Here is a 16,000-nt window from a genome sequence, read left to right on the forward strand (position 1 = left end):
ATCACGTCCCGAATATAATACCGTCGTACATCATAAAAGCTTTGCGTTCATTTTTATCCAGCAAAGCCAGCATAACCTCATCATCAATATCTAACCCACCAGTAAATTGCCCGAACGCAGGCATAACAAACAGAGCTTGTGTTGCAACAAAGCACTTTCCCGAGTAGCGTCTGCGGGAAATTGAGGTACGCATTTTCGGATGAAAGTGACCAATAATTTGAGCCCTGCTCAACTCTTCATCGCCATTTTCAACAGCCAATACTTTTGGCTCATGGCGAAATACCACATCGTAAAGGCCCTGCTGATGCAAATGTATTTCTTCGCACGCATCACCAGGAATGCCGTCGGGCAAATCGGGGTCGTGGTTCCCCTCAACCCAGCTCCACTCATTTACCTGTAAAACCAGTTCACTTAAGCGCTCACGATCACTTGGTGTCATTCTAGACATACTGTATTTATCGTGAAAACTATCACCCAGGCTGATAACTCGCTTAGGTTGGTAGTCGTGAATAATGGCTTCGAGCCGCTTTAACGTTGCTTGTGAATCTAAACTGGGCAGCGGATTTCCATAACTGCGTAAATAGCTGCCTTTTTCCAAATGAAGGTCTGATACGACCAACCAGTCTAGCGATGGTAAGTAAGCCACTCCGCGGGCATCGAGTACCCACAGCAAGTTCGCAAACTTAGTGATACTCAATGTTCTTTTTGCTAACTGCTGCGTTAGCCAACTATCGCTAATTGCCAATTGATACCTATTTTTGTTGTGAAAGCAGTGCGCGCACATCCTCTAACATATTTTCTGCTTCTGCATAGAGATCGGCTTGTTCAATAATGGCCTGAGCCCCTGCACCTTTAATTTGCTCGCTGCGAACGTTTAGCACGATAGGGATCGCCATAGGCGAAACCTTTTCTAAATTGACCAAGGTGGCGTTATCCACATAGCGAATCAATAAATTCGCCAACCGCGTTAAGTCTAGTAGCTCTCGCTCTGCATCTTCCCTCGCCACTTTTAAAAGAATATGGTCGGGGTCGTGCTCTCGCAAGGTGTCATAAATTAAGTCAGTGGAAAACGTAACCTGCTTCATGGTTTTTTGACTTGCGTGGTATCGCTGCTCTGTAAGCCCACTCACTACCGCCACCTGCCTGAAAGACCGTTTAAGCATGGGTGCTTGCAGCATCCAATCTTCAAGCTCGTCGCCAAGTATATCAGGTTGAAAAAGGCGCTGTAGCTGTTGTTGCGTTATCGGGTTCACTGCGGCGATCGAAAGTCCGTAATCGGTAACGCTGAAACTGAGCGGTTTTATACTCATTTTTTCCATACGGCGGGTTAACAGCATTCCCAGCGTTTGATTGGCTTTTCTACCGTCAAAGGTATAGAAAAGCGTGTAATAAGCCTGTCTAAACGGAAACTGCTCTACCAGTACGCTATCGGGTTTAGGTAATTGGGAGAACGCCTCTTGAAGCGTTAGCCACTCCTGAACCTGCTTTGGCAAAGTTTTCCATTGGGAGGGCTTGGCTAAAATAGCTCTAACGCCGTCGGCTAAATAAGTAGAAAGAGGCATTTGACCGCCGCTATAACTCGGAATTTTTGGCTCTTTTGCTTTTGCAGGTTTTGCATGCAGCTGCATATCTCTTATTGCTTCGTACTTGAGCACTTCTCCGGCGAAGTAAAAAGTATCTCCCGGAGTAAGCTGCTGGGCAAAATACTCTTCTACTTCACCAATAATTTTTCCCTGATTACCACGCCGTATACGCTTCACTTTCAGACGACCCGACTCAACAATTGTGCCTATGTTTTGTCTATGGCGCTGTATTACTCGGCGATTGGCCGGCGAAAACGTACCGTCTTCATTCTTAGTCAGCCTTTGGTAACGCTCGTAGGCATTGAGAGCGCTGCCGCCATCAAGGGTAAACTGCCACAGTTTCTCGAAGTCACTTCTATCCAACCCCTGATAAGGCGTAGCGTTAAGTATTTGGGCATATAATGTATCTGGAGTGTCGGCTTGGCTGCACAGGCAATTCAAAATAAACTGCGGAATAATATCAAGAGCCCCCGCATGTGGAGCATCACCGTCTAACTCACCTGCATTTATCGCTGTGATAGCAGCTTGGCATTCTAGTGCTTCAAAGCGGTTTGCAGGAACAAGTAATGCCTCACTGGGTTCATCAAGCCGGTGATTGGCGCGTCCGATTCGCTGCAACAGACGGCTCACACCCTTAGGTGCGCCTACCTGAATAACTTTGTCTACATCTCCCCAGTCGATACCAAGCTCAAGCGCAGATGTGCACACTACGGCACGGAGCAAACCGCTGGACATCATTGCTTCGGTTTTACGCCGCTGCTCTTTGCTCAAACTCCCGTGATAGAGCGCGATAGGGAGCGCTAATTTATTTGCCTCCCACAACATTTGAAACAATAGCTCAGACTGGGCGCGTGTATTGACAAAAACCAAGGTTGTGTTGGCTTTCTCTATCGCTTCATAGATATCATCAATAGCATAACGAGCCATGAAACCGCCAAAAGGCATGCGCGCTTTAGACTGAAGCATCTCAACTTTAGGCTTCTCTCCCGCTTTCACCTTTACAATATTGGCTTGGCTATCGGTACCTGCAAGCCAAGCTCCCAAGGTGTCAGGAAAGGCAACAGTTGCCGACAGCCCAATTCGCTTTAAGGCAGGTGACAGTATCGATAAACGCGCTAACGCAAGAGATAGGAAATCCCCTCGTTTATTAGCCATTAAGCTATGGGTTTCATCGATAATAACCCGCTTTAACTTGCCAAAAAGCTTATCTGAATCGGCATAGCTAAGCATTAGCATGAGGGATTCCGGCGTGGTCAGTAAAATATGAGGAGGCTTTTTACGCTGACGCTGGCGTTTGTGAGAAGGCGTGTCTCCTGTGCGCGTTTCGGCACTAATGTCCAGCCCCATTTCCTCGATAGGCTGCAGCAGGTTTCGGTGAATATCTTGGGTTAACGCCTTCAAAGGAGAGATATAGAGAGTATGTAAGCCGCTAAAGCCCGATGAAGTCGTTAACTCATGCAGCTCTACTAAACTTGGTAAGAAACCAGACAAGGTTTTACCTGCTCCCGTGGGCGCAATAAGTAACGTGCAGTCGTGCTTGTCTTTTTCCACCAGCATAGTGCGTTGATAATCACGCAGTTGCCAGCCTTTCTTGTCAAACCACTCAGCAAACACTGGGGGAACGGATTTCATTTGTATCTCTTACCTAAATTTTTACTCGTTATACGCTTGCTAGCGACTAAGGTTTATTAACAAGGGGAACGATTAAGCCCTTGTCGTAACCGTATCGTCATCAAGGTGTCAATTTACTGTCAAGATAAGCCATTAGGGTAGAGCTACCAAACGACCTATTTGAGCATTTCAATGATTAAGGCCCCCCATTTCAGAAGTGTTTTTATCTCAGATACACACCTTGGCAACAAAGACTGCAAAGCAGACTTTCTACTTCATTTTTTAAACAACATGACCTGCGACACACTGTATTTAGTGGGTGATATTGTTGATATGTGGTCTATGAGCAAGCAATTTCGCTGGCCAGATGCGCATAACGAAGTTATCCATAAAATTATGCAGCTAAGTCATGACTCTACCAAGGTGGTTTTTTTACCTGGTAATCACGATGCACCATTACAAAAGTATTCTGGAATGCAGTTTGGGGATATTGAAATAAAACGCCAATATATTCATGAAACAGCGGCTAATAAACGCTACCTTGTGCTGCACGGAGATCAATGCGATCAAGACGTTACACTAGGTCGCTTTCATGCTTGGATAGGAGATAAAGCCTACGATGCCCTGCTGTTCGCTAATCGTTGGTTTAACTTAATCCGCCGCTGGAGAAAACAGAACTATTGGTCGCTAGCTGGCTACATTAAGCAACGGGTTAAAGGGGCAAATAAAGCGATAGCGCGTTATAAAAACGCCACTACAAAGCGAGCCTTAGACCTTAAGTTAGACGGTGTAATCTGCGGCCATATCCATCACCCAGAGTCGGACATTGTCAATGGAATTCATTATGTGAACGACGGTGACTGGATAGAAAACTGCTCTGCGCTAGTTGAAGATAGTACCGGAAAGTTAGAGCTAATTGATTGGGTGGTTTATACCAAACAAGATACTGTATCTGAACTTGATTTTAGTCATCTAGACACAACTAATAAGGCAGCCTAATTCGCTCTTGAAAAAACTTAAGCGTTATCAGTACGAACGATATGCGGTACTTTGCAAGTTAGCGTACCCGAAAGAATTTGACTATGCCTCACTGGGCTTTTCGGCACAGCACCACCATGCTGTAACTGACGCCAGAGGCATTGTTGTAGCCAGAATTCTTTGCCGCCCTAACAAAAAAGAAGTCATTGTACTGTTTAGAGGAACCCAATCGTTGCGGGACTGGCTACTCAACTTTTGTATTTTTCCAAGTAAAGCAAAAGGTCAATTTGCAGATAAATCTGCGCACAATGGGTTTGTGCACTTTGGCTATCAATTTTTGCTTAATCAGAGAAGCCAATCTGTTTCTACTGATCCAACCGGGAAAAATACAAAGCCCAAAAACCTCAGTATTTATGAGGACATTGAAACTAAATTAGCGCCTCTTATTGAGGCGGGAAAGCGCATTACTCTAACCGGGCATTCGTCTGGTGGCGCAATGGCCGTGTTAGCTGCACAACGTTTGGAGCTAAAATTCCCAAAATCGGTGCGCCGTGTTGTTACATTTGGACAGCCCTCAACCAGTTACTTGCGTTATTACAAGCACTACTTACTTCACCACCGTACGTTTCGAGTGTGCTGCGACTTAGATATAGTGACATTTCTGCCGCCCATCCCCGGTCTGTTTAAGCATGTCGGGCGCTCGCTCTGGCTTCACAACGAACGGGTTTACGATAACGCCAAACCTATTTGGCGACTATATCGCGTTCTATCCCAGTGGCTAATTTCGCCCATCTCTTACCACTACATGCATAAATACATTCGCAATAAAGACTTTTTTGATAAGCACTAAGCGCACTTGCGAAAGTGGTCGCTTTGCCCCAATTTTACCGTATGTAGATTTAATAGAAATTTCAAAAGGGTAGCTATCTGTGCATCCGTCTACATGGCTAAAAACTGATAACACTGGTTTATTCTGTGAACCTGGAGGGTTTTATATCGACCCTATGACAGAAGTGACTACGGCGTTAGTAACTCACGGCCATGCGGATCATGCTAGGGCTGGACACCACTGTGTTTACGCAAGTAAAGAAACTCTCGCCATTATGCAAACTCGCTACGGCGAGGATATGGCTAAGCACCAACATACCGTTACATTGGGCGAGACAATCACGTTTAACGACGTGTCTGTGACTTTTTACCCTGCCGGCCATATTTTAGGCTCCACGCAAATTTTGCTTGAATATAAAGGGTTTCGGATTGTGGTTTCTGGTGATTATAAACGGCGGCACGACCCAACATGCCCACCGTTCAAAGTAGTGCCATGCGATGTTTTGATAACAGAGGCCACATTTGGCCTTCCTGTTTTTAAACACCCTCCGATTGAGAACGAAATAGATAAGCTTTTACATTCACTCAGAGTGTTTCCCAAGCGTTGCCACCTTGTAGGCGCCTATGCCTTAGGTAAGTGTCAGCGTCTCATAATTGCCTTGCGAGACGCTGGATATCACAAACCCATATATTTGCATGGAGCACAGCTAAAACTTTGCGACCTGTATCAGCAATTTAATATTGATCTTGGAGAGTTAATTCCTGTTTCTGAGGTGGGTGATAAAAAAACACTAGCGGGAGAGATAGTTATTGCGCCACCTTCAGCATTGTCAGATAGATGGTCGAGAAGCCTTCCAAATGTTCGCACAGTAATGGCTTCGGGATGGATGCAGATACGCGCTAGAGCGAAACAGCGCAATGCTGAACTACCGCTTATTATTTCCGATCATTGCGACTGGCCCGAACTACTTATGACGATAGAGCAGGTAAATCCTAAAGAAGTGTGGGTTACCCATGGAAGAGAAGACGCACTGATGTATCAGGCAGAGAAAATGGGATACAAAGCTCGCGCACTTTCACTCGTAGGCTACGACGAGGAAGAACAGGGAGGAGATTAATGGAGGCGTTTAGTGATTTACTTGAACAGCTTTACTACACCGCGGGAAATAAAGCGAAGGCCCAGCTAATAGCAGACTATATTGCCAATACACCAGATCCTGACAGAGGATGGGCTATTGCGGCTATGGCGGGAACACTTCGTTTTGATTTTTTTAAACGAAATACGGTGAAAAAACTTATTGCTGAGCACACCGACCCACAGCTGTTTGCGATGAGTTACGACTATGTTGGCGAAGTAAGTGAGACCGTGGCACACCTTTGGCCACATAGTGAGGCAGTTTCTCCGCTGCCGTCTCTTCATAGCATTGTTGATACCTTCGCCAACGTTGCTAAACAACAGGTATCAAAAACCCTCGCTGATTATTTAACGATGATGACACCTTCGCAGCGCTGGGCCTTACTAAAGCTAGGTACTCGAGGATTACGCATAGGTGTATCTGCACGTTCAATAAAACAGATATTGGCTGACTACGGAAACAAAGATATCAAAGAGATAGAAACTCTCTGGCATGCAGTTACGCCTCCCTATACGCAGCTGTTGCAATGGTTAGAGGGAAAAGCCGATAAGCCCGATATTGAAAATGCGGTTACCTTTCACCCTGTAATGCTGTCACACCCCATAGAGGAAAGCGATATTGACGGCTTTGAGCCAGGCATGTGGCAAATTGAAAATAAATACGACGGTATTCGTGTCCAGCTTGCGGTGAACACAGAGAAAACCATACAAAAAATATCTAGCGACAACACAGAGGAAAGCGACATCGAAAAAGCGCTGTTTTCTCGAACCGGTGATGACATTAGCCATTCTTTTCCCGACTTGCTAGAACACATGCAAGGCAACATGGTGTTAGATGGCGAGTTACTGGTAATTCAAAATGCGAGTGAAGAAGCAAAGGAATCACTCGCATCAATTGCCCCCCCTAAAGTCGATACCTTTAACGCACTGCAACAAAGGTTGAATAAGAAGAAACCTGCTAAGTCTTTAATGCAGTCCAACCCAGTAGGACTCATTGTATACGATGCGTTAGTTTTGGAAGGTGAACAGTTAACCTCACTCACATTACAAGAGCGTCGTAAAAAATTAGCCGCTTGGATTGAACATAAAAAGATACCTCGGGTATTTTTATCCAACACGCTTGAAGCCTCATCGCCACAAGAGCTGAGACAATTACATAGTCGCGTTTGCGCTAACCGATCAGTTGAAGGTCTTATGCTTAAACGCCTTGATAGCACCTACGTGCCGGGACGCCCCAAAGGCAAATGGTTTAAGTGGAAGCGCGACCCGCTTGTAGTCGACGCGGTGATTATGTATGCGCAGCGAGGCCATGGGAAACGCTCAAGCTTTTATTCAGACTTCACGTTTGGAGCATGGCAAGGAGAGCAGCTTTTGCCCATAGGCAAAGCCTATTCGGGTTTTACCGATGAAGAGCTTAAGAAATTAGATAACTGGGTAAGGCGCAACGCTATCGGTCGCTTTGGGCCCGTTCGGGAAGTAAAGAAAGAGCTGGTTTTTGAAGTAGCTTTTGACGCGGTTCATCCTTCAAACCGCCACAAGTCGGGCGTCGCCCTTCGTTTTCCTCGTATTCACCGCATTCGCTGGGACAAACCAGCGAATGAGGCGGACACACTGGAAGCGCTCAAACAGCTTATTGAGCGCTAACCATGAGATATTGGTTAAAGCCTATTTGGCAATATCCTGCTGGGTAGGCAGTGCGCTAAACGCGCCATACTGAGTTACTGTATAAGCACCGCAGCGAATTGCAAATTCAGTGGCCTCGCTCACATTTTCAAAGCTGCTTGCCCACGCATCAAATTCATCTGTGCTTTTGACTTTCGTTGAAAGGTAATAAAGAAAGCCACCAATAAATGAATCGCCTGCTGCCGTAGTGTCTTTCACATCCATTTTAGGAGACGCTAACGTACCACTGAATGCCTGAGTGATATAGTGGATAGGTTCGCCACCATCTGTGACTAGAACCACTTTAACGCCGCTTTCTAGCCACTCCTGCACTTTCGCGTCTGCGTTTTCTTCTCCATAAAGCTCAGCAAGTTCTTCGCGACTTGCTTTTAAGATGGATACCCGCTGTGCTGCGCTATCTATTCTTGCTGGTGCATTCGCGGTGTTGTCCCAAAATGCAGGGCGATAATTAATGTCTAAACACACCATCATTCCCTTCTGCTGTGCTTTATCGAGAATAAATTCTGTGCCGGGAATCAGTTCTGGACCAGCCAAGGAGCCTGAGCAAAAATGTAGAACCGTATCTTTGTCGCAGTCAATTGTGGCTAAGTCCAGCTCCGTGATGTGCTTGTGCGCTGCATTATCTACATAAAAATCAAAAGAACGCTCACCATCTTCATCTAAATTTACAAAGGCTAAAGCTGTATTACCTTCGCTTGTAGACCACACGAAGTCAGTATTAACTTTATAATGCGCTAACATCTCTTTTAAAAATGCACCAAAGGTGTCATCGCCTACCTTTGATACCATGGCGCTATTTCCACCAAGCTGAGATACGGCAACAGCCACGTTAGCTGGCGCACCGCCCGCATAAGGTTGGAATGGTTTCATTGCCGGTATGTCGCCGTCTTTTGGCGCCGCACCTTGGCTTAACATATCGATAAGTACTTCACCTAAACATAATATTTTCATACCAGCTCCACTGTATTTTGAGTATTACCAACCGTAGCGCAAATTTTAAATTTTTACACTGGGTTAATAGATCGTTAATTGACTATAGTATCATCTTTCCATTGCATTAAATCAACCGGATTGATTTAATGCATGACAAATTTATACTTTGGTTGATGATCTAATAACCAGATTTAAAGCCGTAACAGGGTTTCAATCTCAACGGTAAGCAGGAGTTGGCAAAATAACAATGGCAATACATTTAGCGGATAGCCGCTCTGACAATGAACGCGCAATCATTGCGCTCATTAATAAACATGGCGAGCTACCAAAAACAGAAATAGCTGAATTAACTGGCCTATCAGCACAATCTGCTACCGTTATTATTAAGAAGCTCGAAAGCGATGGGCTGGTGAAACGGAATGCGCCTATCAAAGGAAGTGTGGGGCAACCCAAAGTACCATTCAGCCTAAATGTCGATGGCGCACTCAGCCTTGGCCTTAAAGTGGGAAGGCGCAGTTACGATATGACCCTTCTCGATTTATGCGGCAACGTCAGGGCCACTATCAGCGAAAAAGTGGCCTATCCTACTGTTGATGGGCTCTTATCTTTTTCTGAGCGTGCAGTAAACGCTTTGTTAAAGCAGGTTACGGTTGAACAAAAGACGCGATTACGCGGGCTGGGTGTTGCTATGCCGTTTGAAATTTGGACATGGGCTGAAGAAGCCGCGGCTCCATTAGCAGTACTAGAACAATGGAAGCAATTCGATCCAAAATCAGCATTAGAAGCGCTGCTCTCACTACCTGTTATTATCTGTAACGATGCCGCAGCGGCCTGTAGCGCGGAGATGTCATTTGGTAATCCAGAGGGGTTCACTCACTTTCTCTATTTATTTGTGGGAACATTCTTAGGCGGCGGATTAGTTATTAACAACGCCCCCTATTTAGGAAAAGCCGGCAATGCTGGGGCCGTAGGTTCTCTACCATTTTTTAACGGCGAGAACGAGCATCAACTCCTTGCCCAGTCGTCACTCTTTGTGTTGGAAAATACACTTAATCAAAACGGCATAAATGGAAAGCAAATTTACGATGTACACGGACACTGGAATTTTGATGAAATCTATATCGCAAATTGGGTAAAAGCTACTGCGAAGGGGCTTGCCTATGCTGCCCAGTGCGCCGCAGGATTACTGGATATAGAAGGCGTAATTATTGATGGTGCGTTGCCAGAACCTGTTAAATCCCTGTTAGTTGAAGAAACTCGTCGCGCGCTGTCTCAACGGGATATGCGAGGCATTGCTTCACCCACTATCACAGAGGGTAAAGTAGGTGCGAGGGCGCAGTCTATTGGAAGCGCCAATCTTCCTTTGGTAGCAAATTATTACTAAGGCGTGAAATCGTTCTAGCGGACATTGGAATGTCACACGCCGCCTTTAGCCTAACTCGCTTTTGAGTTGACAGGCTGAAATAAAAAACGCCCCTCGGGGCGTTTTCTAATGCTAAAGCTTTGCTAACTTTTTAAGTTTTTATCGAGGAAGTCTATCAAACCTTGATACAGTTCTCTTCTGTCTTCTTCATCAAAAACACCGTGACCGGCCTGAGAATATTGTAAATACTCTGGCGGGTTGCCGGCTTTTATTAGTGCTTCAGACAACGCTTCTGAGTTAATCTCTGGTACGCGTCTATCTTTTGAGCCATGGATAAGCATCACTTTCGCTTTAATTTTATCCACGTGATACAGCGGAGAATACGCTTTTAATTGCGCTTTATCGTTGCCTAGCACACGTTGCAAATACGCTTTTCCACCCCAGTTGTTGGGAATGTCACTTTCTGTAAACATGTACTCAAGGTCGTAAATTCCTACGTAACCTACCGTACAGTTGTATAAGTCAGGCTCTTTTACTACAGACATAAGCGCCGCGTAGCCACCGTAGCTAGCTCCGTATGCGCAAACATTGTCGCCATCGACTAACTGCTGGTCTATCGCCCATTTAACGGAGTCATTGATGTCATCAATCATTTTTCCGCCCCATTCGCGATAGCCTAACTTCTTGTATCTTTCGCCATAGCCGTCACTGCCTCTAAAGTTAACTTGTAGTACGGCATAACCTCGGCTTGCAAGTAACTGAACTTCACTATTGTAATCCCAAAAATCTCGCGTTCCACTTTGATGCGGCCCACCGTGGATCACAACCACCAAAGGGGGTTTGTTCTCAGGTGAACTCTCTTTTCCCTGTGTTTTCGGAAGGGTGAGATAACCTTTGATAATTTCGCCATCTGAGGCTGTGACATTTATTGGCTTCACCGGCGCGAGAAGGCGTGGATCTATCCAAGAGCTATTGGCCCATATAAATTGGGCGGCAAGGGTTTCGCTGTCAAATAGATAGTACTCTCCGGGGTTTACGTCACTTCTTACATGCACTAAAAGCGTTTTCCAATCTCTGGTATGACTGGCGATAGTAACGGTTTGTTCACCAAATGCGTCAACCAGCGCTTTGTGGATTTCACTAGCGCGGGTAGTATCTTGTGCATAAACATATTCAGATGTACCTGGATATGTAATGCCCACAGCCGGCAAGCCCTGTTTATCGAATATCACCTGCTCGATATCTGTATTGTGCGACTGAAAAATTTCGCTCGATTCGCCAGTTTCTAGGTTAAGCTTAAAATAGGTATAAATACCTTCTTCACCAGTAAAGCCCGTCATGTAAACGTACTTTTCATCTTCGCTTAAACCGCGGGGGATCATATCCTCTGCTACGCTAAATACGTCTTCGAGATTCTTCCACTCGCTGTCATTGTTTTCTCTGTATGCAGCGTGGTAATTTCCCGTTTCATCTTGCCAACGCATAAAAATAACTTGGCCCTTTTTTGTTGCCAGCGGGACACTGCGCTTATGAGGCAAAACATCAACTTTTCGTTTTCTCCCCGACGTTATGTTGAGTTTGCTGATAATTGCTGGCCTCACCCGATTGTTGTAGTAGGTGTTACCCTCTTTATCCCAAGGATATTCAGCAATTAGAATATACCTGTCGTCATTCTCTAACAGACTGATAACGTCCTGGCTGGCGAGTGAATCGTCTTTGTTAGTAATTCGACTCCCAGTTTGCTCATCACTCGCTCTGTAACCATAAAGCATTTCTCTTTTGCTGCCGTCGAAATTCATAGCGAAGAGTTCACCAGTAGGTACGGGTCTATCAAAAGAAAATTGCTTTTCCGCATATTCAAAAACAAGGCGCTCATTATTCACCCAAGTAACGCTGTGAATAATGTCGTTATTCTGAGGTCGCACTCCGCCTACAATTTTCATATCAGCAGTAGAAAGAACACCAAGCACAACCTTGTTATCTAGACGAACTCGAGCAGCGAGATGTTTTCCATCTGGAGAAAGTTGCAGATCGAGATAATCACCATGCTTGATGAAGTAATCTAGAGGGAGTTTATCGCTTGCAGATGTGGATGAAGAAATGAATAGAGAATAAACAGCCAGCATGGCCAGAAAAATCCGTTTCATATATGTCCTTTTAACTATTTTTTACGGCGTAGGCGGGTAAATCTACATTACCAATAGAGGTTTTTCAACAGTGCGAACAAGCAGAATGTCATTGTTAATGTTAACTTATTCGCACATATCTCTTTCCGCCCTAAAAAGAGAACACTATCGGGTGACAACGTTTTTTGCCCCTTTGAGAAGTGCTTCTTTATCAATTTTATTGGGAACTTCAACGCCTTTTCGCGCTGCGGGACGAGCCTCTATACTGTTCTTCCAACGAGTAAGATTGTCCAACCCGTCAATACTTGCTCCTGACCACTCGTAGGTTCTTACCCAGCACCAATTAGCCATATCAGCTATAGAATAGTCATCTACTAAGTATTCATTGTTTGCCAAATGCCCATCCAACACTTCGAACAATCGTCTTACTTCGTTTTGATATCTGTCGATAGCCACTGGAATTTTTTCTTCTAGGTAGCGATAGAACACATTTGCTTGCCCCATCATTGGACCTACGCCACCCATTTGAAACATGAGCCACTGCAATACTTTACTACGGCCTTTGTTATCATTAGGAAGAAACATCCCCGTTTTTTCAGCCAGATAAATCATAATAGCGCCAGACTCAAAGACGACATGATCACCTTCGCTCTTATCTACAATCACAGGTATACGACCATTAGGATTCATGGCGAGAAACTCAGAGGTTTTTTGCTCACCTTTCAACAAATTTACCGGCTTTACCGTATATTCTAACCCCATTTCTTCAAGCGCCACTGAGGCTTTCCAGCCATTGGGAGTCGCAGCGGTATAAAGTTCAATCATCAGGCTTTTGCACTCGCTCGGTTATTTACAGTGTCGTACCAACGAAGAAGATTTTTTTGCTCATCTTTGATTCTAATATTGACCACCCGCGCAAAATCGATAGCACATAGTGCGGTGATATCTGCAATAGAGAAACTATCCCCCGCTATAAAGGGGTTTAGCTCTAATCTTCGCTCTAGAATGTTGAGGTATTTCGACGCATTAATACCCGCCTCTTTTCCATATTCCGGAACAGGCACCATGCGATCCTTAAAGTATCCCGTGGTGTGTTGAAAACACATTCCCACTTGAAGCATTAGCGCCAATTCCACCTGTCGCTGCCACATCGCTATGGTGCCCTTCTCTAGCGCGGTGCTTCCCATCAGCGATGGTTCTGGATGCAGCGCTTCAAAATAAGTACATATGGCATCTGTCTCTGCAATACAGGTTCCGTCGTCTAATTCGAGAATGGGTATTTTGCCGAGAGGATTTTTTGCTCTCATCTCTGCGCTAAGGTTTTCCCCCTTCTGAATATCGACTTGAACATACTCCATATCAATACCCTTTTCAGCGAGAAACATGCGCACTCGACGGGGGTTAGGCGCTGTTTTTGTTTCATATATTTTCATGGTTGCAGGGACCTTTTTGTTTTTTTCTAGAGTAGAGACAAGTGAAAGTAGGATCAAATCACTCTTAATTAAGGTTAGTCTATTCAACCACTGAATGGTTATACCTGTTTGGCTAAAGAGGGTCTTTTCGACTCACAAGCACTTTTACTCGTTTTAACTCGTTACTTGTAAAGTGTTGCTCTTCATATTCGCGGAGTAATTCGTGGTGAGCCTCTTTTGATACGTCATTGTTATTCAACTGCGCTAAATAGAGACGATAACCCTCTATTTTTTTCTCCCATCCCTCTTGTTCACTCCACAATTCAACAAAACGTTGCGCCACTTCATCGCCAAACTCCGCACTGATGGCACTGAAACGAGAGTTATTATCTTTATATTGCTGCTTTATTTTTTTAATTTTATGAATATCTATGGTTGGTTTGAATGCATCCCTATCGCTTGCTACTTCGAGAGATTCGATGATGGCATCTTTTTTTTGCGCTCTTGATAAGGTGTCATCCTGTGCAATTGCCAATCTAGATAGTGCTTCATTATCAGTGTGTTCATCTTGACCAAATAAATAGTCATATTCATTTTGAGAAAAAAACTGCAGCCTTATATCAACCCTTTCATCGAGTTTTATTCTTATATCTTGCAGAGAAAAATTTACGGTATCTATTTCGACATTTTCATCGGCCAATGCGACCTTGTAATCTACATAACGAGCGAATAGGCCCACCGCATAGTCATGAGTCTCTTCTGTATAAGTGAGTAAGCTACTCTTAACAAAGGCGAGCTTTACGGTAAGTGGGGCTTTTTCCGAATGTTCCGCGATAAACAGTTCAAACTTGTCTCTAACGCGATTATCAAGCCTAAATGGCACCCGCTTGTTATCGCTAGAATGGGTATCATCAGGTTTTGCAACAAGCTTGGGGCTAATAAAAGACGCTGTGGCATGGCTTCCAGTTACTGTTGTAGGCGAACTCGAACGCTCTACAGAATTGGAATGCACAGAGGGATAAGGTGCATGACCTAATTGTATTGCTAAGAATGCACCTAATAGGAGAGCGAGAAGCCCTCCATATACTACTACTTTTTTCACTATAGGCCTTGGCGCATCAGTCTATTTGCCTGTTGAATAAACACGTTAACAGGGTTCGTTTCAAACCAATGTGTGATACCAAAGCTTTGGTTTACTTCATCAAGGTGGTTCATTCTATAGTTGTCGCGTATTACTTTGCCTAAATGTGAACTACAAGTAGCCACCAAGCCGTCATTGGGCTCACTAAAAGCAGTGCCTGTAATGGCGAGAAACGGGTCTACGACATCGAGTGCATTAGTATACGTTTTTCCACCGCTCCACGAATAATAGAACACGCCGTTTTCTGCCAACATTTTTCCATCATTTCTACAGTACGCTGAAGGCATTCCTTCGGGGTAGCGTTGATTAAATGCAATGGTTTCTTCTGTAGACAGCGAGTTTAAAGCAGCGATTGAATCTGTTGGTTTGTCTCTAGGGTCAGATCCTGACGCTATCTCGATGATATTTGCGAAGGCATTGACAACAACGCCAGCGGCATCTTCCTGAAATGAGTCTTCGGCAATCGCTTTACGCAACTGATCAGCCACTTTACTGCCCCAGTTTACTCCGCCCACTGAACTCACCGAGGCCACCTTATTCGGGGCAACGCTAGCCGCGTAACGCGCAGTGGGTCCGCCGTGACTGTGTCCAATTAAATTCACTTTATCTGCGCCTGAAAGCGCAAGTACATCATCGATATAGTCCAGTAATTGCTCGCCTCGCACCTCAGTAGAGTTAGCAGGTGAAACTTCAGCAATGTAAACCTGCGCACCATTTCGAGTTAATTTTTGCGGAACCTTGTAGAAGTAATCGACAAACAATATGTCTTCAAAGCCAAAAAGGCCGTGCACTAAGACAATTGGATACTTTGTTTTAGCATAAGTAGATGCAGATACATGGCCGGCAAATGCCATGCAAATAACGGCGAGTAACAGTGAAACTTTCTTGAATGTTTTCATGTGTGTCCCATTAATCCGTTCTTTATGAACGCTTATTTTTTTAACAACAGTCTCTACAACAAAAGCCTCTTAAATTCTGAGACCCGCTATAGACAGTGGTCTGTGGTCAGACCTTTGTTATTTTTATGTAAACACAATGTAAATATCAAGAAATAAAGGAGAGAGTTAATCTTTTTATTTTCGATAAATTAAAGTATTAATGAAAAACAAAAGATCAAAAATCAAGCTAATCAATAAGATAGCGAGTAATTAACGTATACTCGCCAATACTATTTATAAAGTAGATAGCGAGCATAGCCACAGGAAAT

At 44.5% G+C, this 16,000-nt stretch carries 13 protein-coding genes; 5 read left to right on the plus strand and 8 right to left on the minus strand.

Features of this window, described 5'->3' with window-relative positions:
- Nucleotide 1: 1 nt before the first annotated feature.
- Both pdeM and GTW09_RS06145 read right to left on the minus strand, forming a co-directional pair.
- Nucleotides 2-745, minus strand: coding sequence for a ligase-associated DNA damage response endonuclease PdeM (gene pdeM / locus GTW09_RS06140; RefSeq protein ID WP_071980840.1), 744 nt, complete (start codon nt 743-745; stop codon nt 2-4).
- Nucleotides 746-752: 7 nt separating this feature from the next.
- A complete protein-coding gene (locus tag GTW09_RS06145) occupies nt 753-3,215 on the minus strand; it encodes a ligase-associated DNA damage response DEXH box helicase (RefSeq protein WP_163110885.1) in 2,463 nt (820 codons plus the stop codon).
- 174 nt (nt 3,216-3,389) lie between these two features.
- Here GTW09_RS06145 and GTW09_RS06150 point away from each other — a divergent pair, with 174 nt between their 5' ends.
- The 4 genes from GTW09_RS06150 to GTW09_RS06165 all read left to right on the plus strand — a co-directional run bounded on the left by GTW09_RS06150 (nt 3,390) and on the right by GTW09_RS06165 (nt 7,779).
- Nucleotides 3,390-4,193: a UDP-2,3-diacylglucosamine diphosphatase gene (locus GTW09_RS06150; RefSeq protein WP_198521017.1), complete on the plus strand. Its 804-nt coding sequence runs from the start codon at nt 3,390-3,392 to the stop codon at nt 4,191-4,193.
- 7 nt (nt 4,194-4,200) lie between these two features.
- The gene (locus tag GTW09_RS06155; protein ID WP_071980842.1) at nt 4,201-5,022 is read left to right on the plus strand and encodes a lipase family protein; all 822 of its coding nucleotides are present in this window, start codon (nt 4,201-4,203) and stop codon (nt 5,020-5,022) included.
- A 79-nt stretch (nt 5,023-5,101) separates the two neighbouring features.
- Nucleotides 5,102-6,118 carry a ligase-associated DNA damage response exonuclease gene (locus GTW09_RS06160; RefSeq protein ID WP_163110888.1) on the plus strand — a complete coding sequence of 339 codons (1,017 nt, stop codon included), beginning with the start codon at nt 5,102-5,104 and terminating at the stop codon, nt 6,116-6,118.
- The gene (locus GTW09_RS06165) at nt 6,118-7,779 is read left to right on the plus strand and encodes a cisplatin damage response ATP-dependent DNA ligase (RefSeq protein WP_163110890.1); all 1,662 of its coding nucleotides are present in this window, start codon (nt 6,118-6,120) and stop codon (nt 7,777-7,779) included. The genes GTW09_RS06160 and GTW09_RS06165 overlap by 1 nt, the downstream gene beginning before the upstream one ends.
- Before the next feature lie 21 nt (nt 7,780-7,800).
- On the opposite strand, the gene GTW09_RS06170 is transcribed toward GTW09_RS06165, so the two are convergent.
- Nucleotides 7,801-8,769, minus strand: a complete 969-nt coding sequence (locus GTW09_RS06170; RefSeq protein WP_163110892.1) for a carbohydrate kinase family protein — start codon at nt 8,767-8,769, stop codon at nt 7,801-7,803.
- 229 nt (nt 8,770-8,998) lie between these two features.
- On the opposite strand from GTW09_RS06170, the gene GTW09_RS06175 reads away from it, so the two are divergent.
- Nucleotides 8,999-10,135, plus strand: a complete 1,137-nt coding sequence (locus GTW09_RS06175) for an ROK family transcriptional regulator (protein ID WP_163110894.1) — start codon at nt 8,999-9,001, stop codon at nt 10,133-10,135.
- A 122-nt stretch (nt 10,136-10,257) separates the two neighbouring features.
- Here GTW09_RS06175 and GTW09_RS06180 read toward each other — a convergent pair whose 3' ends face one another.
- The 5 genes from GTW09_RS06180 to GTW09_RS06200 form a co-directional block, all read right to left on the minus strand.
- Nucleotides 10,258-12,261, minus strand: coding sequence for an alpha/beta hydrolase family protein (locus tag GTW09_RS06180; protein WP_239059297.1), 2,004 nt, complete (start codon nt 12,259-12,261; stop codon nt 10,258-10,260).
- A gap of 144 nt (nt 12,262-12,405) precedes the next feature.
- Nucleotides 12,406-13,065 (minus strand): glutathione S-transferase family protein, encoded by a 660-nt coding sequence (locus tag GTW09_RS06185; RefSeq protein ID WP_163110896.1) that lies wholly within the window; start codon nt 13,063-13,065, stop codon nt 12,406-12,408.
- Nucleotides 13,065-13,673: a glutathione S-transferase family protein gene (locus tag GTW09_RS06190; protein ID WP_163110898.1), complete on the minus strand. Its 609-nt coding sequence runs from the start codon at nt 13,671-13,673 to the stop codon at nt 13,065-13,067. Before GTW09_RS06190 ends, GTW09_RS06185 begins: the two co-directional genes overlap by 1 nt.
- Before the next feature lie 112 nt (nt 13,674-13,785).
- Entirely contained in the window at nt 13,786-14,754 is a 969-nt protein-coding gene (locus GTW09_RS17545) for a lipase secretion chaperone (protein WP_163110900.1), read from the minus strand.
- Nucleotides 14,754-15,647: a lipase family alpha/beta hydrolase gene (locus GTW09_RS06200; RefSeq protein ID WP_275407099.1), complete on the minus strand. Its 894-nt coding sequence runs from the start codon at nt 15,645-15,647 to the stop codon at nt 14,754-14,756. The genes GTW09_RS17545 and GTW09_RS06200 overlap by 1 nt, the downstream gene beginning before the upstream one ends.
- Nucleotides 15,648-16,000: the final 353 nt, after the last annotated feature.

It is taken from the genome of Alteromonas hispanica (assembly GCF_010500915.1).
Lineage (GTDB): Bacteria > Pseudomonadota > Gammaproteobacteria > Enterobacterales > Alteromonadaceae > Alteromonas > Alteromonas hispanica.